Below are 24,180 nucleotides of genomic sequence, written 5' to 3' on the forward strand. Positions count from 1 at the left end.
GGAGATTTTATGTTAGATAAAGTGACTCAGTTGCTGCTTGTAGAAGATGATGAAGATGATTACATACTCACTTGCGACTATTTAGACCAATTGGATTCACACACGTTTAACATTCAATGGATTAGCTCCCCAGAGCAGGCAATTGAAACGCTTAGTAAAAATGAGCATGACATTTGCCTGCTTGATTACCGCCTAGGTGCATCTAATGGATTAGATGTATTAAAAGAAGCCATTGCGAATGGCTTTAGCGGACCCATTATTATGCTTACTGGGCAGTCAAACGACGAATTAGATTCAGCGGCGCTTGATGCTGGTGCAGTAGATTACTTAATAAAAACAGAAATGAGCTCGAGCCGTTTTGCACGCGCTATTCGTTATGCACTTGCTCGTAAAGATGTTGAAGGCGAGCGAGTAGAGCGTTTAAAAGCCGAAGCCGAAAATCGCTCAAAAGATCGCTTTTTAGCTCATTTGAGCCACGAATTACGTACCCCTCTATCGTCCATTTTAGGGTACACCGAACTCTTAATGCAGAGCGACTTTAGTCAGCAAGCAGAAAATGAGCTAGGTGTTATTTATCGAAACGGTAAGCACTTATTAAGTTTGTTAAACGATGTACTTGATTTATCTAAAATAGCTGCCGATAAGCTAGAGCTGACCCTAAGTGAAGTTAATCTCGATAGCATGCTTGCTGATGTATACACATTAATGCGTGTGTCTGTGCTCGATAAAGGCCTTACGCTTTGCTTTGAATCTCATCAGCCATTACCTTTGGTTGCACAACTAGATGCAACAAGGATGCGCCAAATATTAATAAATTTAATAAATAATGCGGTTAAATTTACTGATAAAGGCGAAATAGTTGTTAATGCGTGGACACAGTGGGTTGATGAGCGCGAAATGCTATTTTTTAGCATTAAAGACTCAGGTATGGGTATTGCACCTGAAAAACAAGAGCTGATTTTTAAACCGTTTGAGCAAATTGCCGATGTAGAATCGCGCTCTGTTGGTGGTGCTGGTCTTGGTTTGGCAATATGCGCTGAGTTATTAGCGCGTATGCAAGGAAGCATTAGTTTAGACTCCGAAATTGGCAAAGGCTCTACATTTACTATTTCTGTGTATCCGGGCGATATTAGCGAAGTAGAACGACAGGTACTTAATTTTAGCAGTGCCCCACAATTACAAAGTAAATCAGCACCTTGTAAGGTGCATGGACGTGTATTAGTGGTAGATGATTTACGCGATTTACGCATGTTGGTTGGCCACATGATTAGTACTTGTGGTGCAAGGGTTGATTATGCGGAGCATGGGCAACAAGCGCTTGAAAAAGTGCGTATTGCGGATGCTTACAAAGCTCCATATGATATTATTTTTATTGATATTCATATGCCTGTAATGGGTGGCAAGGAAGCGACTATAGAGCTTAGAAAAATGGGCTATAAAGGCCCAATAATTGCGCTTACAGCGGCAACGATGAAAGGCATTCGCGAGGAACTGGCAGCCCTTGGTTTTAACGATGTAATCCCCAAACCGGTTGACAGTGCAGTTTTGTACCAGTGTTTACAAGATTACTTAGTGGCGCCTGAAAGCGCACCACAACCTAAAAATATAAATAGTAGTAAAAGTTTAACCGAGAAAAAACAGCGTTTTTTACTTGTTGAAGATGACCACGATGCTGCGCAAATTACGCAACTACTCTTAGAAAGTTTAGGCGTAGAGACCGTGATTGCATCGAGTTGCGCGCAATGTTTACAAATACTCAATCACGATCAGCAATTTAATAAAGTATTGTTAGATATGCACTTACCTGATGGGCGTGGCATTGATTTAGGCCAGAAAATTAACGAGCGTTACCCAGAGCTACGCTTGGTAATTGTAAGTGGCGCAGAGCCAGATCCAAGAGAAATAAAAGATTTAAATATTGACCGAGTTTTATTAAAACCTATTAACTTGAGCTTACTCGAAACGCTTATTAGTTAGGGCCTGTTTATCTTTAGAGGTTAAATTTGCAGCAGTATGTTTGGTGTTTAGGCAAGGCAGAGCCTGTGTAGTGTGGTTATTCCCCATAAATAGGCGATAACGTAGCACAAATGCCAAATATGTGCTGCCCGAAGGGTTCTGCCCAGGGGCTATTTACTCTTTGTTGCTCGGTTTTTACTTAGCCCACTAGGTTACAAACCTCGCGCCGCGATTAAATAGCCCCTAGATTGAACAAATTTTAATCCTGAAAGGTCAACAGGCCCAATAACTGAGACATTATTTATATGAATTCAATAAAGCTAGTATCTGAAGAATTAACGCCAACAAAAATAGTGTGTGTTGGCCGTAACTACACCGCACACATTGCAGAGCTAAACAACGAAACGCCAGATCAAATGGTGTTATTTAACAAACCAAATAGCGCGATTACTAATACGCTATTTGCAGCTCATAACGGCGATACGCTGCATTACGAAACCGAGTTATGTTTTGTAATTAAAAATAAAAAATTTGCAGGTGTTGGACTCGGCCTTGATTTAACTAAGCGTACCGTGCAAAGTAAATTAAAAAATAAAGGGCTACCTTGGGAGCGCGCTAAAGCATTTAATGGCTCGGTTATTTTAAGTGATTTTGTAGAGCTAACCGATGCGATGAAGCATTTTACATTTGAACTTAAAATTAATAATGAAGTAATTCAGCAAGGCGATACTCATTTTATGCTGCATAACCCTGACTCAATTTTACACGAAATTAGTGAATTTATGAGCCTAGAAGATGGTGATGTGGTTATGACAGGTACGCCGTCAGGCGTAGGTGAAGTGATTGCCGAAAGTGTGTTCACAGTAAGACTTTACGCTAATGAGCAATGCTTACTTGAGCAGCAATGGAGTGTAAGTTAACTGGACAATTAAACAGGTAATTAAACGTGATTTAGTTACCTGTTTAGGTTTGTATTAATAGGGCATTGGATTGTTTCTAAAAATAACATCGATACTTGTAAGTACGTCGTCACTTAGCGTGATATCAAATGCATCAATATCTTCTTTTAATTGCGCCATATTTGTTGCGCCAATAATTGAAGACGTTACACCGTTTACTTGATTACACCATGCAAGAGCTAGTTGAGCAGGGGAAATATTGTGATCATTCGCAAGTTCAACATACTGTTTGGTTGCTTGCTCTGCGTTTGGTGTATCTCTAAAAATACCGTTACGTTGCATAAAGGTCCAGCGAGAGCCTTCTGGCCGAGCACCATTTAAGTATTTACCCGTTAATAAACCTGCCGCTAAAGGCGACCAAGGTAAGTAGGCAATATCTTCGTGAACACATTGCTCTATTAGATACGGCCAATCTTTGGTATGCGCTAAGCTAAACTCGTTTTGAATAGATACTATGCGCGGCAAATTATGCTCTTTTGACAGGTTTAAAAATTGGCTTATTCCCCAAGGTGTGTCGTCAGATAAACCACAGTGCTTGATTTTACCTGCTTTAACACAATCGTTTAAACCTTCTAAAATATCCAGCATGCCAGCTTGATGTTCTTGTGTGTTTACGTCGGTAAATTTAAGCATACCTGGCCATTGTCTACCAAAGTGTGGGGTAGAGCGGTTTGGCCAATGTAATTGGTATAAATCTATGTAGTCAGTTTGTAAGCGTTTTAGTGATTCATCAACCGCCTCTATAACAGTTTGGCGAGTAATATTACCGCCATCGCGAACCCATGCTAAGCCGTTACCAGCAATTTTGGTTGCAAGTACAATTTTATCGCGCTTTTGTTGGTTACGAGAGAGCCAGTTACCAATAATTTGCTCAGTTTTACCATAGGTATCGGGTGATGGAGGAACTGCGTACATTTCGGCTGTATCAATAAAGTTTACGCCTTGAGCAAGTGCGTAGGCTATTTGTTCATCTGCATCACTTTGGGTGTTTTGCATTCCCCAGGTCATGCTACCTAGACATACTCTTGAAACATTAACACCACTGCTTCCTAGTGGACTGTATTGCATAAAATTTCCTTATTACTCGTCTTGAGCGTAGCTAATTAAAGCCGATAAAAGAGGCTCTGAAATAGGGGCTTTTTGACCTGTTTCAAAATCAAACATAACCACTTTCGAATTACCGGTTGTGGTTATGGCATTTTGTGCGTGACTAAATACTGTATAATTCATCATAAATCGGTCTGTTTTAATGTCAGAAATAGTGACGCCTACAGTAAGGGTATCTGGAAAAGTAACAGGGCGCTTATAACGAATATTATTTTCGCTTATAACAGGGCCGATGCCGCTTGGGCTAATTGTATCAAATAAGTTTATTTTATTTAAAAAGTCGATTCTGGCTATTTCAAAGTAACGCAGGTAAACCACATTGTTTACGTGTTGAAGGGCATCCATATCGGCCCACGCTACAGTAATGTCAGTATGAATAGGGTGCTGATCTTTAAACGTTTGCATGCACTTTAACTCTTTATTTTAAAGCACTAGATTATCAATATGACGATATGACCTCAAGGTAATTAGTGCGCTGTTTTTATGTATGACGAGTTTACTAAACTTGAACCCACCATAATAAATCGATTAATCAGAGTTTAGGAGCTTGCTTATTAATAATGATTAAACAATAATGGCTGTATAAATAAACAGTGTTGTAATGGTGATGAAAAAGTTTATTCATATAGATATGGACTGCTTTTATGCGGCAGTTGAGATGCGCGATAATCCTAAGCTGGCCAATGTGCCGCTTGCTATTGGTGGCAATAGTCGCAGAGGTGTACTTTCTACAGCCAACTACATTGCCAGAGAGTATGGCGTGCGCTCAGCTATGTCTAATTATCATGCAAAACAATTATGCCCTGATTTAGTTATTGTACCTGGGCGCATGGCTGTTTATAAAGAAGCTTCAAATCAAATACGTGAAGTATTTAATCGTTACACCAACTTAATTGAACCACTCTCTCTTGACGAAGCTTACCTTGATGTAACTGATAGTAGCGTTTGTAAAGGCAGTGCTACGCTTATTGCGCAGCAAATAAGAGCTGATATTTATAATGCTACAGGGCTTACTGCATCCGCTGGTATTGCTCCTATTAAATTTATTGCCAAAATAGCGAGTGATGAAAACAAGCCTAACGGTCAGTTTGTTGTATTACCTGATGAGGTGGATGATTTTTTAGCACAGTTACCTCTGGGTAAAATTCCGGGTGTCGGTAAAGTAACGCTCGAAAAACTCAATTTAAAAGGATTATATACAGGTAAAGATGTACGCGAAAAAGGCGTAAATTGGATGCAACAGCATGTAGGTAATTTTGGCGTATCGCTTTACCAAAAATGTGCAGGTGAGTATGTCGGTAAGGTATCTACTAATCGTATTAGAAAGTCGCTAAGTGTTGAGCATACCTATGAGTATAACAAAACCAGCTTACAAGAATGCCTAGAACAGTTGCCTACGTTGTTAGATGAGTTAAAGGTGCGCTTGGAAAAACAACAATTACAAAATCGGATTAATAAACTGAGCGTTAAAGTTAAATTTGCGAATTTTATAGTAACCTCTGCGGATCAGGCTTATCACCAATTAAATACTGAGGTTTTTACACAACTACTTACTAAAGCTTTCCAGCGAGGTGTGCAGCAACCGGTCAGGCTTTTAGGTATTGGGGTGGGCATAAAAAATCAACCAGATCAAAACTTCCAACTTAGTATTCTCGATTAAGCTGTAAAGCCTGTAATTGCAAGTTGCCACTAAAAAGTGGATTAAACTAAACACTCATCGCAGCTTGCTGGTCTTCAATATTCAAATCGACGATAATAGGGGCTTATGTTTTTTAACAGGACCTTTATTTATGGCATATCCAAAAGCCGTGTTGGCTCAGCCAGTAAGTGCTAGCCTTGAATTCGCATCACATGATGCATTAATCATTATTAGTGATGACTTTTCTCAATTACCAAATAACTCGCTACGTGATGCTGTTTTAGCACAATCAAAAGTAGATTCTCGCATTGGTAAGCAAGTTATTTTATTAGTGATTGAAAATAAGCGTGTAGTACTTGCGCCAACCGGTCCACTAAACAGAGATTATGACGATGTGCGCCGTTATTTTGATGCAGCTAAACTTGCAATCAACGAAGCGAAAGCATCGGGTAGTATCAACCCTGCATTATTTTTACCAAATTTAAATGGCGATAGCCGTTATCAGCATGCTTTAGAAGTTGCTTATTTAGGTGCTTGCCAAGCATTATGGCAGCCATTAGAAGCGCGTGAGTTTCATGGTGAAGGTATTGAACCGATAACAAGTATTGGTTTAGTTGGTGCTAGCGAGCAAACAATTAAAGCCGTTAATGCAATTGCTGCTGGTCAATATGCTGCGCGTGATTTATGCGGTACTGAACCTGAACGTATGGCTCCACCGCGCTTTGCAGATTACTGTGTTGATTTATTTAAAGGCTCAAACATTGCGGTTGATGTAATCGATGATATTGCAGCTATTGATAAAAATTACCCAATGTTAAGCACTGTTGCTCGCGCATCGTATGCAGTTGAGCGCCACCACCCACGTGTTGTTAAGCTTGAATATGTACCAGAGGGTGAAATTACTCGTACCCTAATGTTTGTTGGTAAAGGCCTGGTATACGATACAGGTGGAGCCGATTTAAAAGTAGGCGGATATATGGCTGGCATGAGTCGTGATAAAGGCGGCGCAGCATCTGTTGCTGGCTTTATGAAAGCAGTTGCTGATTATCAACCTAAAGGCGTTAAAGTAGTATCGTACTTAGCCGTTGTTCGCAACTCTATTGGCTCAGATTGTTTTGTACCAGATGAAATAATTACTAGTCGTGAAGGTATCCGTGTACGCATCGGTAACACCGATGCAGAAGGGCGTTTAGCAATGGGCGACCTGCTTAGCGAAATGAAAGATTTAGCTAAAACTGAGGTTAATCCAACGTTATTTACTGTAGCTACATTAACGGGTCATGCAGCTCGCGCAATGGGTCCATACGGTGCGTATGTTGAAAATGGTCCTGCTCGTAGCGCTGGTGTTTCACGTCAAATAGCTGACCTTGGAGATTTGTGGGCCGATGGCGCTGAAGTATCGCGTTCACGCCGTGAAGACTACGACTTTATTAAACCACGTACGCTAGCTGACGATGTTTTATCTAGCAATAACGCAGCATCTGCAGTTACTGCGCGTGGGCATCAGTTCCCAATGGCATTTATGGCTATCGTAGGTGGGCTAGATAAGCACGGTAACGACTCTGCACAGCCTCTACCTTATGTTCATATGGATATAGCAGGTAGCGGTGTTGAAGGCGGTGATTGGCAGCATGGTAAGCCAACTGCGGCATCAGTAACTAGCTTGTTTGCTCGTTACTGTTTATAAAATTTAAGGCCTGTTGACCTTTGTGGATTAAAATTTGTTATACCCAATGGCGGTTTGATCACGACTCGAAATTTTTAACCTAGTGGGCTAGGTAGTTGCTCCTGCGTTACTTATATATGTAACGTAGGATGACCCCAAAGGGTAGAGTATGTTTGTCATTTATGAAGAATAACCAGATACCATAAATAGGCACTGCTTTACTTAATTACCAAACATACAGCTGAAAATTTAATCTGGAAAGATAAGCAGGCCTCAATATATAAATAAAAGCCCCAAATTATGAACCATAATTTGGGGCTTTTAATTTACACTATTTAAAATGTGACTCGAGGCTGATTTTTATTCTGAGTTCAATATTTAAACTATAGCTTAAAGCGATTAACAACATTGGATAACTCCGAGCTGCTTTGTTTTAGTTTATCACTAGCATCGGTAAGTTGTTTTGTATTGCTTAACGACTGTTCAGTTGAATGTGATAGGTCATTAATACGTAAATTAACTTCATCGGCTGCAGATGTTTGCTGTTCAGTAGCACGTGCTATTTGACTGTTCATTTCAGTTATTACTGATACAAGTCTTTCAATTTCGTTAAGTGACGTGTTGGCAGATGATGCTTGATCAACCGTTGATACGGAAAGTGTTTGGCTCGCTTTTACGGCTTCAACAGCTGCTTTAGTACCTTCTTGCAGCTTGGTGATCATTGATTGAATTTCATCAGTACTTTTCCCCGTACGACTCGCTAGTGTGCGCACTTCGTCGGCAACAACGGCAAAGCCTCGGCCGTGCTCACCTGCTCGAGCTGCCTCAATTGCAGCGTTAAGTGCAAGTAAGTTGGTCTGCTCCGAAATACTTCTAATAACATCGAGTACAGAACCTATATTATGGCTTTCGTTAGCTAGATCTTCCGTTACACGGCTCACTGTTTCTATATTGCTAGAAAGGGTTTCTATGGCAGTGATTGTTTTAGCTACAACATTTTTACCAGTAGATGCATTTTTAGCTGCATCATTAGCAGCCTGTTCTGCGGCTTCCGCATTACGGCTTACATCATGTATTTGGTGAGTCATTTGCTCCATTGCGGCGGCAACTTGAGTAGAGCTGTCGTTTTGTAATTCTATGAACGATTGACTTGTTTTACTTGATTCGTCAACAGTATGAACGTGCTCATTAACGTCTCGTACACTTTGTGAAACATTAGTTAGTGATTCACGCATTTTTGATATAAAGGAATTAAATGATTTAGAAAGCTCAGAAATCTCATCGTTGCCTTCTTCATTTAAAGTGCGCGTTAAATCGCCTTCGCCTTGAGAAATATCTTTCATCATATCGGCTGCAAGACGTGTTGGGATAAGAATACTTTTGCCAATAAAATAGCTAAGTAAAATAATGGCTAATATCATTACAACAGCATTGAGAATAATTAGGTTTCGTTGTTCTGAAAATGCGGTATCAATTGAATCAAGGTAAACACCAGAGCCAATAATCCATTGCCATTGATTAAATCCTTTAACAAATGCAATTTTTTCAACAGGTTTATCTTTACCAGGTTTTGGCCACTTATAAGGTATGAAACCTTCGCCATTCTTTTTCACTATATTTACCATATCAACAAATAATGCTTTCCCGTCGGGATCTTTATTATTGCTTAGGCTTTTACCTTCAAGTGCCGGTTTTATGGGGTGCATTACCATTTCTGGTTGGTAGTTATTAATCCAAAAGTAATTAGTTTCATCGTATCTAAGTGCACGAATAGTTTGTATCGCTTGGGATTGAGCTTGTGTTTGGGTAAGCGCTTTATTTTGTTCCAGCTCATAAAAGTGATCGATTATGCTATACGCGGTTTCTACTACATTTTGTGTTTTAAGGTATTGTTCGTTCTTAAGGGCATTGTATTGGTGAGTTAAGCTCGAAATACTCAATACAATTAAGCCAAAAATAACAATACCTACTAAAATGGCAAAACGTTGGAAAATACTAAAACGACGAAGATTAAGCATACATTTATCCTTTATGAGTTTGCACTATTAAGTGCATAGAATAAGCGTAGCTAAAAAGTGTATTTAATCTAGGCTTAGCTGCTAATAAAACAAAAAAAGGCTGATTTTTCAATCAGCCTTTAGTCTACCTTTAATATTAACTCATCTATTTAACATCAAAATGACGATTAAAGAAGTTTGTTATGGTTTGATGTAGGTGTGTTTGCACTTGTTTCCCACGTAGGCTGTGTTTAGAGCCAGGGTAGGTCATCATTTCAAACTGTTTTTCGTTATCTTGAAGCTGTTTAAATAATTTAGTGGAATGCGTAAACAATACGTTGTCGTCAGCCATACCATGATAAATCATTAATGGGCCTTTTAAGCCATCTGCATATGGAAATACTGCGCTGTCTTCGTAGCCTTTAGCATTTGTATCGGGGTGACCTAAATAACGCTCTGTGTAATGTGTATCGTATAGAGCCCAATCGGTTACTGGTGCACCTGATACGCCGGCTTGAAAGTAATCGCCCGCTTTAAACATAGTCATAAGTGCCATGTAGCCGCCGTAGCTATGGCCATAAACACCAATGCGTTGTGGGTCTACGTAATCAAGGGTACGTAAAAACTCTACGCCTTTAATTTGATCGGCAACCTCAACCACACCTAATTTTTTATAAATAGCATCTTCAAACTTTTTACCACGGTTGTACGAACCACGGTTATCCAGTTGAAAAATGACATAACCTTGTTGCGCCATGTACTGAAAGTACAAGTTTTTACTGCGCCAGCTATTCGTTACTCGCTGAGCATGCGGGCCGCCGTATACGTTAACAATAACAGGATGCTTTTTGCCATCAGCAATGGTGCTAGGCTTAAATAAACGGTAATGCATAACTTGGCCATCATCGGCTTTAATTGTGCCGTATTCTGGTTTTGTTAAGTCGCTTAAATAAGGAGTAAGGGGGTGGCTACTATCTAGCTTATTTTCTTCAAGCCAGGTAATGAATTCGCCGTTTACTTTACGAAGTGCTGCTGAGTTTGGTTTATTATCAGACGAGCTATTATCGATAAAGGTTTTATTGTCTTTTGCTAGCACAACATTGTGGTACTGACCTTTTTCGGTGATACGTTTGGCATCGCCTTTTTTAAATAAAGGCGCGCTGTATAAATGGCTTTCAAGCGGTGTATCTTTTCGACCGGCAAAGTAAACAATGCCTTTTTTCTCATCAATACCTTTTAAGCTATCAACAGCCCAATCACCAGAGGTGATTTGACGTACAAGTTGACCGTTTGTGCGATACAGATATAAATGTTTAAAGCCGTCTCGCTCAGATGCCCATACAAAATGTTTTTTGTCTTTTAAAAACTCAAGATCAAAATGTAGGTTAATCCACGTTTCGCTATTTTCGGTCAGTGCTACTTTTTGGGCTTTAGTTTCGCTGTTATAAAAACGCAGTTCTAATTTATGTTGCGAGCGATTTTGCCATTGGTACGACAGTGTATTGCCGTCTTTTAGCCATTTAGCGCGCGCAATGTAAATGTCTTCATCTTTACCTAAATCAATCCAATCTACTTTTTGGTCGTTTAGCTTAACCACACCAAGTTGAATTTTAACGTTATCGGTACCTGTAAACGGGTAGCGCTGGTTAAATAATTTAACTTCGTCAGCGTAAATTTCGTTACGGATAGCTTCTTTTACTGGGGTTTCGTCAACGCGGGTATAGGCAATTTTAGTTTCATCACCTGACCACCAGTAACCTGTCATGCGGCTCATTTCTTCTTGAGCTACAAATTCGGCCATGCCGTTTTTAATTACGCCGCCGCCATCTTTACTAAGCTGAATTTCTTTACCAGACTCAAGCTCTAAAGCGAATAGGTTTTGCTCTCGAATAAACGATACGTAGTTACCTTTAGGTGAAAAGCGTGCATCGGTTTCAAATGTTTCAGTGTCGGTTAGTTTTTTACTTTTAGCAGAGGCTAAATCGTAATAATAAAGGTCGCCATTGAGTGGGAATAAAAGTGCTTTGCCATCTTTAGACCATTTGTATTCAAGTATGCCTTTACCAAAGATACGTTGGCGTTCGCGGCGTGCTTTTTCTTCATCTGATAGGTTTTCTGGGCCTGAAAATAACTTTGCTGAATCAACTAGCACACGATTGGTGTTATCTTTTAGGTTGTATTCCCATAAGTCGTAGCGATTGTAGTCATCGCTTTTACCTTGCAAATAAGTCACACGGCTGCCGTCAGGCGAAAATTTAAGTTGCACAGGTGATTTACCTGAAAGGCTTGGATCGTCAAAAATACGCTCCAGCGATAAAGGTTTTGCTTGAACAGCAAGGGTGCCAACCATTAATGGCAGGGCCAGTGAAAGATGTTTTATTTTTTTTAGCACAAGGTTGCCTTCGCTTTTATAAATATTGCTTTGAATGGTAAAGCCAAGCGTGTGCAACTGCAACTAAATGCTATAAAGTGGCAATTATTAAAGACAAAGTAGGACATAACAATGACTAACCCTGAATTTAAATTAGCGCCAGAGCTTAAACGCGACTGTATAGAACTTGCCGATTGGCCGTTGTGTAAAGTACTTTTATTGAACGACAGCTTGTATCCGTGGTTTGTATTAGTGCCTAGGCAGGCTAACTTAAAAGAGATAATTGATTTATCTGAGGATGATCAAATTGTTTATTTAAAAGAGTCAGCCAAGCTAAGTAAATTATTAATGGATGTATTTAAACCTGATAAATTAAACATAGCGGCTTTAGGTAATATGGTGCCGCAATTACATATTCATCATATTGCGCGTTTTACGAGTGATGCTGCATGGCCTGCGCCAATTTGGGGTAAGCACCCAGCAGTGCCTTATACAGATCTACAAATCACAGAGCTAAAAAAAGCGCTGCAGTTTTAAGCTGCAACGCTTTTTTAGGGTTTAACTAAGTTTAACTAAACTTATTTAAGCCCTAGTACTTCCCTACCTTGCTTAAATGTTACATCTACAGGGATATTAGCTTTACTTAGTTTTTCTAAGTCTTTAGCAAGTTCTTCTTTAATGTCGCCATGCGTTGCAATTAGTTGATCTACTTTTTCATAATCGCCATCACCTTGTAAGGTTAAAATTAAGCGAGAAAGCTTGGCCATTGCAATGCTCATTTTTTCCATATTAACGCGGTATAAGCCTGCTTCATTTTTAGAAAAAGCACCTTCTTGAGCAAAAAAGTTAAAGCGGATCATATTTGCTTTACCATGCGCGCTTGATGCTCCAAAACGAACTGAGCGGAATATACCTGCCATGAAGGTCGTGTAATAATCTTCAATAGTGCCTTCAGTAATTTCGCCTTTTTTAAGTAACTGTTCAATCATGTATAGACCTAAAATATCGGCTTTACCTTCTTCAAGTGCACTTGCGTGTTCTTGTAGTGATTGACGAACAGTGCCTTTACCTGTGATTGTATTTTTAATACCTAAACCGTGAGCCACTTCATGGAACATCGTATTGGCAAAAAATGCATCAAAAGTAATGTGTTTACGCTGCTCTGGTACAATTAGCTGCTCTGAAATTGGCACTAAAATTTTATCAAATTTAGCACACATCGCATTTTTAAGTTGTAGACGACGAGTTCCTTTTTCTAGCTGTACTTGCTCATCGTTTGGTAAGTTAATTGCGATTGTTTTACTACCCGCGTTTGAATGCCCAGCGTAGTAAACAACATCATATGCATTTAGGTCGGCGTCAGAGCCTGGTACTTCTTGTTTGTACTTAGCATCAACGGGTAAGTCTTTTTGAAGCTCAGGTAAAAATGCTGCAAATTTAGCTAGGCGTTCACTCCATTTTAAATCTTTAATTAATACATAAGATTCATAAGCAGCGCGGTAACCAAATAACTGATCTTCATAAGTTTCTATAGGACCAATAACCACATCAATAGGGTTATTTTTCATGTCCATCCATGCAAAGTCAGAGACTTGGAAGTCATCTTTTTGCAGAGCATCAGCTCGAAGATTTAAATAACTAGCAAATTCTTTGTCATCGGCGAGCTTACTGGCTTCGCGCAAAAGATCAGCTGCTTTTGCAAGTTCTGCAGCGTATTCTTTTGAGTAGGGTACGCTATAAAGCTTACCTTGCTCGTCACGCTTAATTACAGAATAAAGCCCTGTTTTGTCTTTTACGTCTGCATTATTTAATTCTTCTTTGGTTATGTCAGCAGGGTAAAACTGTGCACCAAGTGGCTTTTCTTTATAGCTGGATAAAAATGCTTTATCGCCATTTAAACGATCCCATGGGCCATAGTTTATATCGGCAAATTGACGTACTTTTTCGTCACTTAGCTTTGCTAAAAAAGCATCTTTATTATCACCAAATGCTTGTTTCCAAAATAACTCATCCATTACTTTTGAAGCGTCAATAAGCTTTGCAACCATCGCTCGTTGGTTGTCGCTCAGGTGTGATAAATCACTTTGCAGACTAAAGTCGGTGTAAATATCTAAACGTTGTTTATCTGCATTAATAAGCTTAGGGCCTGATTGTGCACTGCTTTTTTGAGCAAGCTCTACGGCTGTGTTGTCGGTAGAAGACGGCGCTTGTTCAGAACATGCACTAAGAAAAACGACACCAGAGAGCATAATTGCTTGGCTAATTTTATTTAAGATCATTATGTTGCCTGTTTGAAAAGTAAGTTTAATAATTTTTATGCACCAGCTAAGTAGCTAAATACATATAAACGTTTGCTTATAGTGACTGCATTAAAGCAAAACTAAATGGTAAATAGCAAGTGTTAGGCGTTGTAAGACAAGCCCTTGCGATAAAAGACATAGAATAAGGAATAAACTTCTATAATTTTCTTAACTTTAACGGTAAGTTAGACAATACTAATTGTACTATGAAAATTACAAAAATTAATTGTCGAAGTTTGCAGTTGCATTGCAATCGAAGAACAAAAGGATGACAGATCTATGTCTACAGAAAATGCATTATTAACAATTTTAGTCGATAGAATAAATAACGATACACTCGTTTTACCTACATTACCTGAAGTTGCTGTAAAGGTTCGCCAAGCTGCTGATAACTCTGATGTCAATTTGATGCAAATGGCAGATGTGATATCACAAGATCCCGCGCTTTCCGCTCGTATGATAAAAGTAGCTAATAGTGCGATTATGGGGCGCTCTGTAAAAGTATCCAATTTACAACAAGCAGTGACACGTATTGGACTTCGTCAAATTAAAAATATTGCAACAGCAATGGCTATGGAGCAATTATTTGTATCTAATAACGAGATAATTAAAGGCTACATGGGCAAAGCTTGGCAAAAAACATTAACGGTTGCGAGTCATTCAATAACACTTATGGAGTTTTACTTAAAAAATAATAAACATACTTCATTAAATCGCGATTCAATCACTCTAGCTGCATTGGTTTATAACATTGGCGTGTTACCTATTTTAACTGAAGCTGAGCGTCATCCTGAAGTATTTGCTAACCCGAGCTTTTTAGCTCATGCAATTCAAAAGCTTAGTGGGAAAATTGGTTCTTCTATCATGCGTGCTTGGGAGTTTCCTGAAGAATTTTCTAATGTCGCTTTAAGTTGGGCTGATCCGAGTTATAAGTTAGAACAAATAAGTTATGTCGATTTCATTCGTATTGGCGCTATTTTAGAGGGAACACTCCAGGTTTCTGATAAGTCAGCTGCTTTACAAGTGTATATAGAAAAAGGGGTTATCCCTTCCATGGATCTGTTCTCGAGTGATGAATACAACGATATGCTTGACGATGTGAAAGACATGTTTAGCTAAAGTAAGTAATACCAGTCCGTTTAGATTATTTAAAGGTTTATACGGATTGGTATTAATGTTGACTATTAAAACACGATTTAATTGCAATGCTGTTTAAGGTATACATTGGAGCAATTTTTTGAAATATTTAAATAACCTGAACTCTGGATAATAAATCCATTCCGAGCAGCAATTTTTAGCGCTAACTGCGTTGAATTTACTTGCAATAGGCCAGTTATCGACAGTATTTTCTTATCTCAAAATAGGTCTCTTAATTAAGCGAATTGGGGATTATTTGCTGTACAAGCACGCACATTCTAACATTGTCATATTAAAAATCTGATAATCGCAACTCATATCAAATTTTTAACTGAATGTTGTAAGGCCTTAAATAACCTTTTTATGGATAACGTTTTACTAATTATTTAACTAGCCAAGCCAATTAATCAAAAACCTTAAAGCTGAGCAAAGCTGTCTACGTATTCACTTAGTTTGGGTATATCAACCGCTTGCAAACCATCGTTACTTCTAAGCACTAAGCCTTTTTCTACAAGTTCTGTAACAACCCGCCTGTAAGCTCTCTCAGTTGTTGCAAAACGTTCGGCTTCTGCATTTACCGTAGGGTAAGCTCTAAGCAGTGTAGGGTTGTTGTTTTCGGCTCTTAGTAAACAATCTTTAGCTATGTTGTAGCTTAGCGGTAGTAATAGCTTATCTAGATTGATTTTTTGATTTTCTTGAAATTTAGCCGCTATAGTCTGCGCTGTGTATAAACTCAGTTCTGGTTTTTCAAGCAGCAGCGCGCGCCAATGCCTTAATTCAATAAGGTTATAGGTTACATCACTAAAACACGTGACCGTATAAATACACGGATTATTATTTAGCGCTTCTATTTCACCAATAAGGGTGTTGTTACAATCCAATTGTCCTAACAGCAGGCGTCGTCCATTTCCTACATCGTAACTAAACGACACAGTGCCACTGCGTACAAGCACAAGCTTGCTTAAAGGCTGATCTTGATGGATCAGAACTTCTTTTTTTGATTGTTGATAGCTACTACCGGCAAAGGTTAAAAGCTGATCAACAAGGTAACTAGAAAAATGGTATTGAAACATCAATGTGCTCTTCGGACATTTGTCCTATTTATTACATCTTAATGACGATAGCATTAAGACACTAAGAATTTACGCTAACTTGCTACTAATACTATTAGCTTTGCTAAGAGTATTATTTTACCTTCATTTCCCGTGTAATGATTTAAGAAGTTGCTGGTATTTTCCGGCAAACTTTTTCAGGTTTTTTAAGCAAGTTAGCTTTTTTATTTTGTTGTTACTTTGCAATACTTATAAATGTCATAAGCTAGCAGTAGTGTAATGCTAACCTAAAGGCTGGGAGAGAACAATTGAGTTGGGAATATTTAGGTTATATTGCGTCAGCTTTATTGGTTGCATCGTTAACAATGACTGATGTAGTAAAACTACGCTGGTACAACATGTTTGGTTGTATTGTATTTACTGCATATGGTGTTGCCATTGGTGCAGTACCTGTGATTTTTACCAACGGCTTATTGTCGCTCGTAAATTTATATCACATTATAAAAATATATCGTCAGCCAAAAGTTGAAGCGCCTAAAAGCTAAAATACTACGCTGTAACTATAAAGGGTTAACTTGCGTTAACCCTTTATAGGTTTTATTTATCGATAATATTTTTTTCTTTTTCGTACCGTTTTATTCCTGCTATCCATGTTTGCAACACATTCGTTTCATAAATCTCATCAACAGGTATTTTAAAGTAATCTTTGTCTATTAAAATAAAGTCAGCCCATTTACCTTGTTCTAAGCTACCAATTTTAAACTCTTGATGTGCGGCATACGCACCGCCTAAAGTAAATGCACGTAATGCATCTTCTCTACTTAATACTTCACTTGCACGCCAACCATTTTTAGGTAATTGATTGTGGTCCATGCGTGTAATGGCTGAATATAACCCATAGAATGGATTAGCGAGTTCTACAGGGTAGTCTGACCCAGCCGCAATAATAGAGCCTTGCTGTAAAAAAGATTGCCAAGCGTAGGCACCGCTTAGTTGTTTTTCAGTTAAGCGTTGCTCTGCCATATGCATATCTGATGTAGCATGCACTGGTTGCATTGATGGGATTATCTTTAACTTTTTAAAGCGAGGAATGTCTTCAAGCGTTACAATTTGCGCATGTTCTATACGGTTACGAAGTAATATCCCTCCCGTTTTTTTAAACACCTTCTCATAAGCATCAAGTACCACTTTATTTGCTTTATCGCCAATAGCATGGGTGTGAGCGCTAAAACCGCGCTTAAAGCTTTGCGTAAAGAGTGCTTCGAGTTTTTCTTGTGTCTCTAGCATTAATCCATGATGGCCTGTACGGTCTGCATAATCTTCAATAAGAGCTGCGCCACGAGATCCAAGTGCACCATCGGCGTATACTTTAACACTGCGGATTGACATGAAACTGTTTGCGTCTTGGTATCGCCCTGCTTTAAGCATTGTGTTTAAGTCGGGGCTAGCGCCACTTAACATGGCCACAATACGCACAGGTAAATTTCCTAGTTCACTGCGTTCTTTGTAAACTTCCCACGTTGCTTTATCAATGCCAGCATCATGGGTAGAGGTAATACCTAAACTTAATAAATGCTTTCCTGCTGCATCAAGCGAATCGCTTATATCTTGCTTGGAAGCTTCTGGCATATGCTGGGTAATTAGCGATTCTGCTTTATCTACAAATATGCCGGTAGGGTTGCCAAATTCGTCTTTAATTATTTCACCGCCTTCAGGTGCTTTTGTTTGGGCGGTAATACCTGCAAGTTCGAGCGCTTTTGAATTTGCCCAAATAGCGTGGCTATCTACACGTGAAAGCACAACTGGACGATCATTAACTACTTTGTCTAAATCTTTAGCTGTTGGGAAGCGGGTATCAGCCCAAAGCTCTTGGTTCCAACCTCGCCCTATAATCCAACCTTGTTTGTTATTGGCAAATATTTTTAGTTTATTTGTGACTTCATCAACTGATTTTGCACCACGTACATCAAGCTGCGATAAGTTATCTCCCAGGCCAATAACATGGCCATGAGCATCAATTAAGCCTGGTAATAAGGTGCTACCTTTTACATCAATGAGCTTGGCGTCTGGGTAGCTATTTTTTAGTGTATCGCCACCTACTTTTACTACTTTTCCATCTTTAATGACAAGGGTAGAAAACTGCTGTACTTCGCCTTTGTATAAAGGGGTGTAACCATTGGCGTTATAAATTACTTTTGTTTGTGCAAAAGTGTAGCTAGAACTTGCGCAAAGGCTGGCTAGTATGAGTGGTTTGATTAGTTTTTTGAGTAGCATAAGGCATTATTTTTTATTGTTAGTGAATCAACACTAACAAAATCATTTTTATAATACCAATATGATGAGATGGTTGGGGGACGAAGTAAACTAAAGCTAGTTAGTGATACCTACCTAGCTTAAGAGTTAACAATTATTTACTCGCGTATAAACCGTATTCATTTAATGTTAGCTTACCATCTTTATCTTGATCATAGCTTGAAAATCGAGACCAAAGAGCAGGGTCTATTGATGCTTCGCCACGTGTTAAAAAGCCATCTTGGTTTCTATCAAATTTATTAAATTGTTCAACAATATTATTGCTTGCGGCAAAACTTAGAGTGCAAAAAGTGCTGAATGCAAAAAGTGCCATATAGCGTATTTTTTTCATAGGAAATACTCAGTAGAGGTTATTGGTTAGATAATTTTTAAATTCGATTAATGAAATTTGGTTATCTTGATCTTTATCCCATATCAAAAATGTGCTCAATAATTGTGGTTGAGGTTCAAGTTCATCATGGGTTAAATAACCATTTTTGTTAGTATCGAGATGGGAAAAGCGTTGCTTAACATCAAGTGCTAGGGCGTCAAAACTTGATAGTATTAAGATGCTTGTAACAAAGGAAAGTATCCTCATGGTATTTCTTCCAAGAGATTATTTAACCTGTAATCTGGTTGAGAGGTTAATTAACACATCAGGCCTATTACAAGTAAATTCAACGCAGTCAGCGCTGGGAATAGCTGCTTGAGATAGATTTATTAACCAGAGTTCAGGTTATTTAGGTTATAAACAATTTAGTAGAAGCGGGGAAAGCACTTGCCATAATTTAAATCCCAACATTAAATCCTTTTACACACTCCCTCAGGGATTATGGCAAATGCTTTAGTTCACTCTACTAGATAAAAGCTTAAGCAAAACTTAACTTGTTAAGGCTTAAAGCTTTTAAACTCTGTCTTAGAAATTACTTCATCATCGTTTTCGTCTAAATCGGTAAATTGCTTCATTACTTCTTTGTCTTGCTTGGCTTCGATAATTGATATTTGTCCATTCATATCTTTATCTAAGTGGGCAAAACGCACATTTGTTGGCGATGCAATTACGGTGGCACTAATTGCTAAAAACATTAATGAAAAAGCGGCTATAAGTTGTTTCATAATCACGTTCCTTATTAAATGAGTTTATTGAATAAATTTTTTGAATTCATCTAGCGACAATTGCCCATCTTGATTAGTATCAATTTGAGAAAAATTCTCGTGTAACACAGCATCTTCACCTGCTTCGGCTTCACTTAATGTGCCGTTACTGTCTTTATCAAGTTCGTTAAAAGTCGCGTGAACGTCCATTGCGTGTGCATTAGCGCCTAAAAAGCCTAAAGCCAGTAATGATGAAATTACTAAAGTGCGTTTGTTCATAATTATTTCCTTATTGATTAAAGTTATTCCTCCTATTACAAAAATGGTGCCAATAATAATTATTGTTATTTTTCAATTGGTTATTATTTTTGCTTTAAGCCAGTGAGAAGTTTTTACTGGGTTTATTGTAATTTTTGTGCGCCTTTTGCAACACTATTTAGTGAGATTAAAGGTAGGGTTTAAAAATCAAAGGATTACGTTGTCTCTATTTGGCGACACATTGTTTTTGTAGCGCTGGCTGTTAATCGTATTAAATATAATTGCTGGTTCAGCTAGTGTATAAGGTAAGCACTTAATAATAGAACGCTTAACTTAAAAGGACTAAACGAAATGCCAGCAACCATAGCTAAAAAATACCAAGCAATGCTTAACTGGCGGCCTAATTTAATTGGGCAATTTGCAATGAGTATGCTGCTTTCGTTACTCCCGCTTTCTATAGTGGTGATTGTATTTTTAAATGCGCTTAACAAGCAATTAGCAGTTACTCAAAGTATCGTGAGTAACAACTATCAAGTTACCAAATCGTTTAATACTCTAAAACAAGAGCTCAACAGCCTTGAGCGCGCCACTAGGCAAAACTGGGTATTAAAAAGTGAATCGCTTGATAAGCTCATTGTCGATAAATGGCAATCATCCCTACAAAGCATTGATGAACTCAAATTTGTAAACACGAATAAAGAGTATATTCACCAATGGCAACGCTTATATACCACCTTACAAACCGCGCATGTAAAACTCGTTGAGCAAAAACAACAACAAGCTGAGCTATTTGTGCCAGTGAGCGATTTAGTTGCTGAGCTTACTTTATGGTTACGTGATAAAAACGAAGCGCAAATTACCAATAACCAAAATGAGCTTACAAGCTTACAAACTTCATTTATAAACTGGCTGGTGGCACTTATTCCGCTTACTTTAATTGTTGGTGGTGGTTTTTTATGGCGTATAAGTGGGCGACTAAAAGGGTTAACTACGGTTATTGATAAGCTAGGGCAGGGGCATTGGCAGCAAAAAATATCTGTGAAAGGTTCAGCTGAGCTTGTTGAGCTAGGAGAAAAGCTCCAATGGGTGCAAGAGCAACTTCATATGCTTGAGCAGCAAAAAGATACTTTTTTACGCCATGTTACCCATGAGCTAAAAACGCCGCTTGCTTCAATGGTTGAAGGCACTGACTTATTAACTGATGAAATAGTAGGCCCAATTACCGCTGAGCAAAAAGCAGTGCTTGAGCTTATTAGCCAATCTATGGTGCGCCTTCGCACAATGATTGACAGCCTGCTGAGTTATAATGCGATTCGCACCAGTAAAGACAGCTTAAGCGAAGTTGAATTTAGTCTTCTTATTAATAAAATAAATAGCCATTTTGAGCATCGCTTAAGTGCGCGTGAGCAAGCTCTGCAGTGGCAAAACACTTTACCTAACAAACCGCTTGCTTTACCTAGTGAGCTTATTGAGATGATTTTAATTCAGCTTATTTCAAATGGCTTAAAATTTTCAGATAATAAGCAAAGCGTTACTATTAATTTAGCGCTTGAGCAAAACCAGCTTTGTATCGTTGTACTTGATAAAGGGTGCGGTATTAAAGAGCAAGAAAAAACTCAAATTTTCAGCGCATTTTATCAAGGTAAACACAGTAAAAATGTTACGCTGCAAGGCAGTGGGCTGGGCTTAACTATTGTAAAAGAGTCTGTTGAACAGCTAAGAGGTACACTTAGTGTTGAGCATAACGAGCCACATGGTTGCCGGTTTTCAATTAAAATTCCCATAACAAAAAGTCTAGGAGTTAATTAACATGCGCTTGCGTTTAATCGCTATTTTATGTGTGCTTAGTAGCATGGTTATATCAGGTTGTGAAATTAATAATGGGCAAAAAGAGCGTGTGTCAATTACACCTGCACCTGTGGTCGATACAAAAAAAACGAACGACAAAAACAGTAACCCTAGTCCAAAACCTAGACCAAAAATTGAACCAAGCTATCCTCCTGCAGAGCAAGTTATTGCATGGCACGCTAATCAGTGTGGCGGATTTAAATTGGTACCTAACAAAGATGTTTTTACAGGTGAAAACGAACTTAAACGCTTTTTTAAATTTATGTGCTTAAACATAAATGATGATCCAAATACGGTAATGACTAAGTTGCTAAAACTCGATCTTGCTTACTTTTGGCCTGATGACATAAAGCAATATTTATGGCTTCAAAAGCAGCAAGTAACTATGCAAATAAATGCTAAAAAAGAGCAGCAAGCACTTAATAATAAAATGCAAGAAACCCTCTCATCGTTAGCTACGATTGAGCAGCAACTTTTACTACGAGAAGAAACGAAGGAGCAGTAACGATGGCAGCAACTAAAGTGCAAAGTGCAAAAGTATTACTCGTTGACGACGACGCTAGCTTATTAAAACTGCTCGCTATTCGTATTGAATCAAAAGGATACGAAGTGACAACCTGTGAAAGCGGCTTAACCGCACTACAAATACTTAAAAGCCAAGTGTTTGATGCCGTAATAACCGACTTACGCATGGATGAAATGGATGGTATGGCACTGCATCGTCAGCTGCAAAGCCGCTACCCAGCATTACCTGTTATTATGATGACAGCGCACGGCTCAATTCCTGATGCAGTAGAGGCAACTAAGCAGGGCATTTTTGCATTCATAACTAAACCTGTAGATAAAGATGAGCTATTTGACAGTCTTGCTAAAGCAATTGAAATTCACGGTGTTAACGCTGATGAAGCTGCACCTAAAAGTAATATAGTTACGCGCAGTGGTGCAATGCTGCACTTGTTAGAGCAAGTAAAACTACTTGGGCCAACGCAAGTTAATGTACTTATTTCGGGGGCTAGTGGTACTGGTAAAGAATTACTCGCACAGGCGATTCATCAGCATAGTCATGTAAGCGGTGGCCCTTTTGTTGCAATTAACTGCGGCGCTGTACCAGGGGAGCTTTTAGAGTCCGAATTATTTGGTCATAAAAAAGGCTCTTTTACGGGCGCAATTAAAGATCACCAAGGCTTGTTTCAGCAAGCTGAGGGCGGCACGCTATTTTTAGACGAGATAGGCGATATGCCACTTAACTTGCAGGTTAAGTTACTGCGCGTATTACAAGAAAAAACAATTCGCCCAGTAGGTTTTCAAGAAGAGATAGCAATAGATGTGCGTATTGTATCGGCAACACACAAAAATCTTCCTGAAGCTATTTTAAACCAGCAATTTAGAGAAGATTTATACTATCGCTTAAACGTAGTTAATTTAAAATTACCGCCACTGTGTGAACGCCGCGAAGATATAAGCTTATTAGCACAACATTTTAGTGCAAGCATTGCTAAGCGCATGAACCAAAATGAAAAACACTTTGCAAGTGATGCTATGCATACACTTGTACGTTACGATTGGCCAGGTAATATCCGCCAATTACAAAACGTAGTAGAGCAGGTTGTAGCATTAACGCCAAGCGATGTTATTTCAGAGCACTTAGTGTTAGCTGCGCTAAATAGTAATGAAAAAAACGTAGAACCATTATCACTAAACGACGCTAAAAAAGAGTTTGAGCGCGACTATGTAATTAACACTTTAAAAATGGCTGGTGGTAACGTAGCTGAAGGCGCTAAGCTTGCCAAACGTAACCGTTCAGACTTTTATAAACTGATTAAAAAACATAATATTGATGTAGATAATTTATAAAGAGAAGCAAATGCAGTTATTTATGGTGTATTTAGGGGGGCGAATTCAGGGTTGCCATATAGAAATGCATGATATTCGTTTTGTTGTAGGGGAGAATATAGAACAAACCTTCTCAAAGTTAAAAAGCCAGTGGGTAGGCGACAGAAGTAGTGTTCACATGGATAGCTACATGGCAATTAATCATATAGATGGTTTTAAAGTAGAAGTAGTCGAGAGCTATGTTGAACAAAATAAGCAACTCTATTTTGTAAATTTAGGCGCTTACCGAAGTGATTCTATGGCTGAGCAACACGACTTTGCACTGTATGTTGCAAGCAGTAGCCATGAAGCTAAAGAGCGTGCTAAAAACGATTTACTTGCAGGGCTTAGTCATATTCATAAAGATGATTTACATGATGTAGACGATTGCTTTGCCATTGATTTACTCGACAGCCAATTGAATATAAAGTTAACCCCCAGCGGTGAAGCACAAACCATAAAGCCAGATTGGTTTGGCTACCATATATTGTAATGACTTATGAGTATCGGAGCAGCTTGTTATTAACGCTGCTTTTTTTGTGAGATTAAAGCGACATAAAGACATGTTTTGCTAAAAGCAAAGCAATGAAACTAACTTTTAATGACACCTATATTGCAACATTTCTCCTTC

The 24,180-nt window shown here is 38.7% G+C and carries 22 protein-coding genes; 11 read left to right on the forward strand and 11 right to left on the reverse strand.

Going from position 1 to position 24,180, the window contains the following annotated elements; translation table 11 throughout:
- The first annotated feature begins 9 nt into the window (after positions 1-9).
- Both LOS73_RS04035 and LOS73_RS04040 read left to right on the forward strand, forming a co-directional pair.
- Complete coding sequence (locus LOS73_RS04035; RefSeq protein WP_457934517.1) at positions 10-1,977, forward strand: response regulator; 1,968 nt, start codon at positions 10-12, stop codon at positions 1,975-1,977.
- 284 nt (positions 1,978-2,261) lie between these two features.
- Entirely contained in the window at positions 2,262-2,876 is a 615-nt protein-coding gene (locus tag LOS73_RS04040) for a fumarylacetoacetate hydrolase family protein (RefSeq protein WP_007377035.1), read from the forward strand.
- 54 nt (positions 2,877-2,930) lie between these two features.
- On the opposite strand, the gene LOS73_RS04045 is transcribed toward LOS73_RS04040, so the two are convergent.
- Positions 2,931-3,983, reverse strand: a complete 1,053-nt coding sequence (locus LOS73_RS04045; RefSeq protein ID WP_457934518.1) for an aldo/keto reductase — start codon at positions 3,981-3,983, stop codon at positions 2,931-2,933.
- A gap of 12 nt (positions 3,984-3,995) precedes the next feature.
- On the reverse strand, positions 3,996-4,427 hold the full coding sequence (locus LOS73_RS04050) for an acyl-CoA thioesterase (protein ID WP_007377033.1): 432 nt from the start codon (positions 4,425-4,427) through the stop codon (positions 3,996-3,998).
- A 202-nt stretch (positions 4,428-4,629) separates the two neighbouring features.
- Between LOS73_RS04050 and dinB the strand changes: the two genes are divergently transcribed.
- A complete protein-coding gene (gene dinB, locus LOS73_RS04055) occupies positions 4,630-5,682 on the forward strand; it encodes a DNA polymerase IV (protein ID WP_033016120.1) in 1,053 nt (350 codons plus the stop codon).
- 130 nt (positions 5,683-5,812) lie between these two features.
- Positions 5,813-7,348, forward strand: coding sequence for a M17 family metallopeptidase (locus tag LOS73_RS04060; protein WP_342865856.1), 1,536 nt, complete (start codon positions 5,813-5,815; stop codon positions 7,346-7,348).
- Between the two features lie 362 nt (positions 7,349-7,710).
- Here LOS73_RS04060 and LOS73_RS04065 read toward each other — a convergent pair whose 3' ends face one another.
- On the reverse strand, positions 7,711-9,345 hold the full coding sequence (locus LOS73_RS04065; RefSeq protein WP_007377030.1) for a methyl-accepting chemotaxis protein: 1,635 nt from the start codon (positions 9,343-9,345) through the stop codon (positions 7,711-7,713).
- A 145-nt stretch (positions 9,346-9,490) separates the two neighbouring features.
- Positions 9,491-11,716, reverse strand: a complete 2,226-nt coding sequence (locus LOS73_RS04070) for a S9 family peptidase (protein WP_033023629.1) — start codon at positions 11,714-11,716, stop codon at positions 9,491-9,493.
- 111 nt (positions 11,717-11,827) lie between these two features.
- On the opposite strand from LOS73_RS04070, the gene LOS73_RS04075 reads away from it, so the two are divergent.
- A complete protein-coding gene (locus LOS73_RS04075) occupies positions 11,828-12,232 on the forward strand; it encodes an HIT domain-containing protein (RefSeq protein ID WP_007377028.1) in 405 nt (134 codons plus the stop codon).
- 41 nt (positions 12,233-12,273) lie between these two features.
- Here LOS73_RS04075 and LOS73_RS04080 read toward each other — a convergent pair whose 3' ends face one another.
- A complete protein-coding gene (locus LOS73_RS04080; RefSeq protein ID WP_457934519.1) occupies positions 12,274-13,974 on the reverse strand; it encodes a dipeptidyl-peptidase 3 family protein in 1,701 nt (566 codons plus the stop codon).
- A gap of 300 nt (positions 13,975-14,274) precedes the next feature.
- Here LOS73_RS04080 and LOS73_RS04085 point away from each other — a divergent pair, with 300 nt between their 5' ends.
- On the forward strand, positions 14,275-15,114 hold the full coding sequence (locus LOS73_RS04085) for an HDOD domain-containing protein (protein WP_007377026.1): 840 nt from the start codon (positions 14,275-14,277) through the stop codon (positions 15,112-15,114).
- A 434-nt stretch (positions 15,115-15,548) separates the two neighbouring features.
- On the opposite strand, the gene LOS73_RS04090 is transcribed toward LOS73_RS04085, so the two are convergent.
- Positions 15,549-16,205 (reverse strand): Crp/Fnr family transcriptional regulator, encoded by a 657-nt coding sequence (locus tag LOS73_RS04090; protein WP_002962665.1) that lies wholly within the window; start codon positions 16,203-16,205, stop codon positions 15,549-15,551.
- Between the two features lie 287 nt (positions 16,206-16,492).
- Here LOS73_RS04090 and LOS73_RS04095 point away from each other — a divergent pair, with 287 nt between their 5' ends.
- Positions 16,493-16,729 (forward strand): YgjV family protein, encoded by a 237-nt coding sequence (locus LOS73_RS04095; RefSeq protein WP_007377025.1) that lies wholly within the window; start codon positions 16,493-16,495, stop codon positions 16,727-16,729.
- Positions 16,730-16,781: 52 nt separating this feature from the next.
- Here LOS73_RS04095 and LOS73_RS04100 read toward each other — a convergent pair whose 3' ends face one another.
- The 5 genes from LOS73_RS04100 to LOS73_RS04120 form a co-directional block, all read right to left on the reverse strand.
- Positions 16,782-18,458: an amidohydrolase gene (locus LOS73_RS04100; protein WP_033038000.1), complete on the reverse strand. Its 1,677-nt coding sequence runs from the start codon at positions 18,456-18,458 to the stop codon at positions 16,782-16,784.
- Positions 18,459-18,591: 133 nt separating this feature from the next.
- Positions 18,592-18,828: an EF-hand domain-containing protein gene (locus LOS73_RS04105; RefSeq protein ID WP_007377023.1), complete on the reverse strand. Its 237-nt coding sequence runs from the start codon at positions 18,826-18,828 to the stop codon at positions 18,592-18,594.
- Between the two features lie 9 nt (positions 18,829-18,837).
- Positions 18,838-19,074: an EF-hand domain-containing protein gene (locus tag LOS73_RS04110; RefSeq protein WP_033016114.1), complete on the reverse strand. Its 237-nt coding sequence runs from the start codon at positions 19,072-19,074 to the stop codon at positions 18,838-18,840.
- 290 nt (positions 19,075-19,364) lie between these two features.
- Entirely contained in the window at positions 19,365-19,592 is a 228-nt protein-coding gene (locus tag LOS73_RS04115) for a hypothetical protein (RefSeq protein WP_008137524.1), read from the reverse strand.
- A gap of 24 nt (positions 19,593-19,616) precedes the next feature.
- Positions 19,617-19,850 carry an EF-hand domain-containing protein gene (locus LOS73_RS04120; protein WP_033031627.1) on the reverse strand — a complete coding sequence of 78 codons (234 nt, stop codon included), beginning with the start codon at positions 19,848-19,850 and terminating at the stop codon, positions 19,617-19,619.
- A 330-nt stretch (positions 19,851-20,180) separates the two neighbouring features.
- Here LOS73_RS04120 and LOS73_RS04125 point away from each other — a divergent pair, with 330 nt between their 5' ends.
- Genes LOS73_RS04125 through LOS73_RS04140 form a run of 4 tightly spaced genes read left to right on the forward strand, consistent with a single transcriptional unit; the run spans position 20,181 to position 24,042 of the window.
- Positions 20,181-21,638 (forward strand): sensor histidine kinase, encoded by a 1,458-nt coding sequence (locus LOS73_RS04125; protein ID WP_457934520.1) that lies wholly within the window; start codon positions 20,181-20,183, stop codon positions 21,636-21,638.
- Position 21,639: 1 nt separating this feature from the next.
- Complete coding sequence (locus tag LOS73_RS04130; protein ID WP_007377018.1) at positions 21,640-22,182, forward strand: hypothetical protein; 543 nt, start codon at positions 21,640-21,642, stop codon at positions 22,180-22,182.
- Positions 22,183-22,184: 2 nt separating this feature from the next.
- Positions 22,185-23,531 carry a sigma 54-interacting transcriptional regulator gene (locus LOS73_RS04135; protein ID WP_457934521.1) on the forward strand — a complete coding sequence of 449 codons (1,347 nt, stop codon included), beginning with the start codon at positions 22,185-22,187 and terminating at the stop codon, positions 23,529-23,531.
- A 10-nt stretch (positions 23,532-23,541) separates the two neighbouring features.
- On the forward strand, positions 23,542-24,042 hold the full coding sequence (locus LOS73_RS04140) for a DUF1543 domain-containing protein (RefSeq protein ID WP_457934522.1): 501 nt from the start codon (positions 23,542-23,544) through the stop codon (positions 24,040-24,042).
- Positions 24,043-24,180: the final 138 nt, after the last annotated feature.

The sequence above is a fragment of the Pseudoalteromonas sp. SCSIO 43210 genome, assembly GCF_054133285.1.

What these genes read in the sequence shown, in the direction of transcription:
- LOS73_RS04080 (WP_457934519.1), bottom strand. Translation starts at nt 13,974, where the DNA reads ATGATCTTAAATAAAATTAGCCAAGCAATTATGCTCTCTGGTGTCGTT.
- LOS73_RS04110 (WP_033016114.1), bottom strand. Translation starts at nt 19,074, where the DNA reads ATGAGGATACTTTCCTTTGTTACAAGCATCTTAATACTATCAAGTTTT.
- LOS73_RS04125 (WP_457934520.1), top strand. Translation starts at nt 20,181, where the DNA reads ATGCCAGCAACCATAGCTAAAAAATACCAAGCAATGCTTAACTGGCGG.
- LOS73_RS04105 (WP_007377023.1), bottom strand. Translation starts at nt 18,828, where the DNA reads ATGAAAAAAATACGCTATATGGCACTTTTTGCATTCAGCACTTTTTGC.
- LOS73_RS04060 (WP_342865856.1), top strand. Translation starts at nt 5,813, where the DNA reads ATGGCATATCCAAAAGCCGTGTTGGCTCAGCCAGTAAGTGCTAGCCTT.
- LOS73_RS04050 (WP_007377033.1), bottom strand. Translation starts at nt 4,427, where the DNA reads ATGCAAACGTTTAAAGATCAGCACCCTATTCATACTGACATTACTGTA.
- LOS73_RS04065 (WP_007377030.1), bottom strand. Translation starts at nt 9,345, where the DNA reads ATGCTTAATCTTCGTCGTTTTAGTATTTTCCAACGTTTTGCCATTTTA.
- LOS73_RS04115 (WP_008137524.1), bottom strand. Translation starts at nt 19,592, where the DNA reads ATGAAACAACTTATAGCCGCTTTTTCATTAATGTTTTTAGCAATTAGT.
- LOS73_RS04100 (WP_033038000.1), bottom strand. Translation starts at nt 18,458, where the DNA reads ATGCTACTCAAAAAACTAATCAAACCACTCATACTAGCCAGCCTTTGC.
- dinB (WP_033016120.1), top strand. Translation starts at nt 4,630, where the DNA reads ATGAAAAAGTTTATTCATATAGATATGGACTGCTTTTATGCGGCAGTT.
- LOS73_RS04075 (WP_007377028.1), top strand. Translation starts at nt 11,828, where the DNA reads ATGACTAACCCTGAATTTAAATTAGCGCCAGAGCTTAAACGCGACTGT.
- LOS73_RS04130 (WP_007377018.1), top strand. Translation starts at nt 21,640, where the DNA reads ATGCGCTTGCGTTTAATCGCTATTTTATGTGTGCTTAGTAGCATGGTT.
- LOS73_RS04090 (WP_002962665.1), bottom strand. Translation starts at nt 16,205, where the DNA reads ATGTTTCAATACCATTTTTCTAGTTACCTTGTTGATCAGCTTTTAACC.
- LOS73_RS04085 (WP_007377026.1), top strand. Translation starts at nt 14,275, where the DNA reads ATGTCTACAGAAAATGCATTATTAACAATTTTAGTCGATAGAATAAAT.
- LOS73_RS04045 (WP_457934518.1), bottom strand. Translation starts at nt 3,983, where the DNA reads ATGCAATACAGTCCACTAGGAAGCAGTGGTGTTAATGTTTCAAGAGTA.
- LOS73_RS04120 (WP_033031627.1), bottom strand. Translation starts at nt 19,850, where the DNA reads ATGAACAAACGCACTTTAGTAATTTCATCATTACTGGCTTTAGGCTTT.
- LOS73_RS04135 (WP_457934521.1), top strand. Translation starts at nt 22,185, where the DNA reads ATGGCAGCAACTAAAGTGCAAAGTGCAAAAGTATTACTCGTTGACGAC.
- LOS73_RS04035 (WP_457934517.1), top strand. Translation starts at nt 10, where the DNA reads ATGTTAGATAAAGTGACTCAGTTGCTGCTTGTAGAAGATGATGAAGAT.
- LOS73_RS04040 (WP_007377035.1), top strand. Translation starts at nt 2,262, where the DNA reads ATGAATTCAATAAAGCTAGTATCTGAAGAATTAACGCCAACAAAAATA.
- LOS73_RS04140 (WP_457934522.1), top strand. Translation starts at nt 23,542, where the DNA reads ATGCAGTTATTTATGGTGTATTTAGGGGGGCGAATTCAGGGTTGCCAT.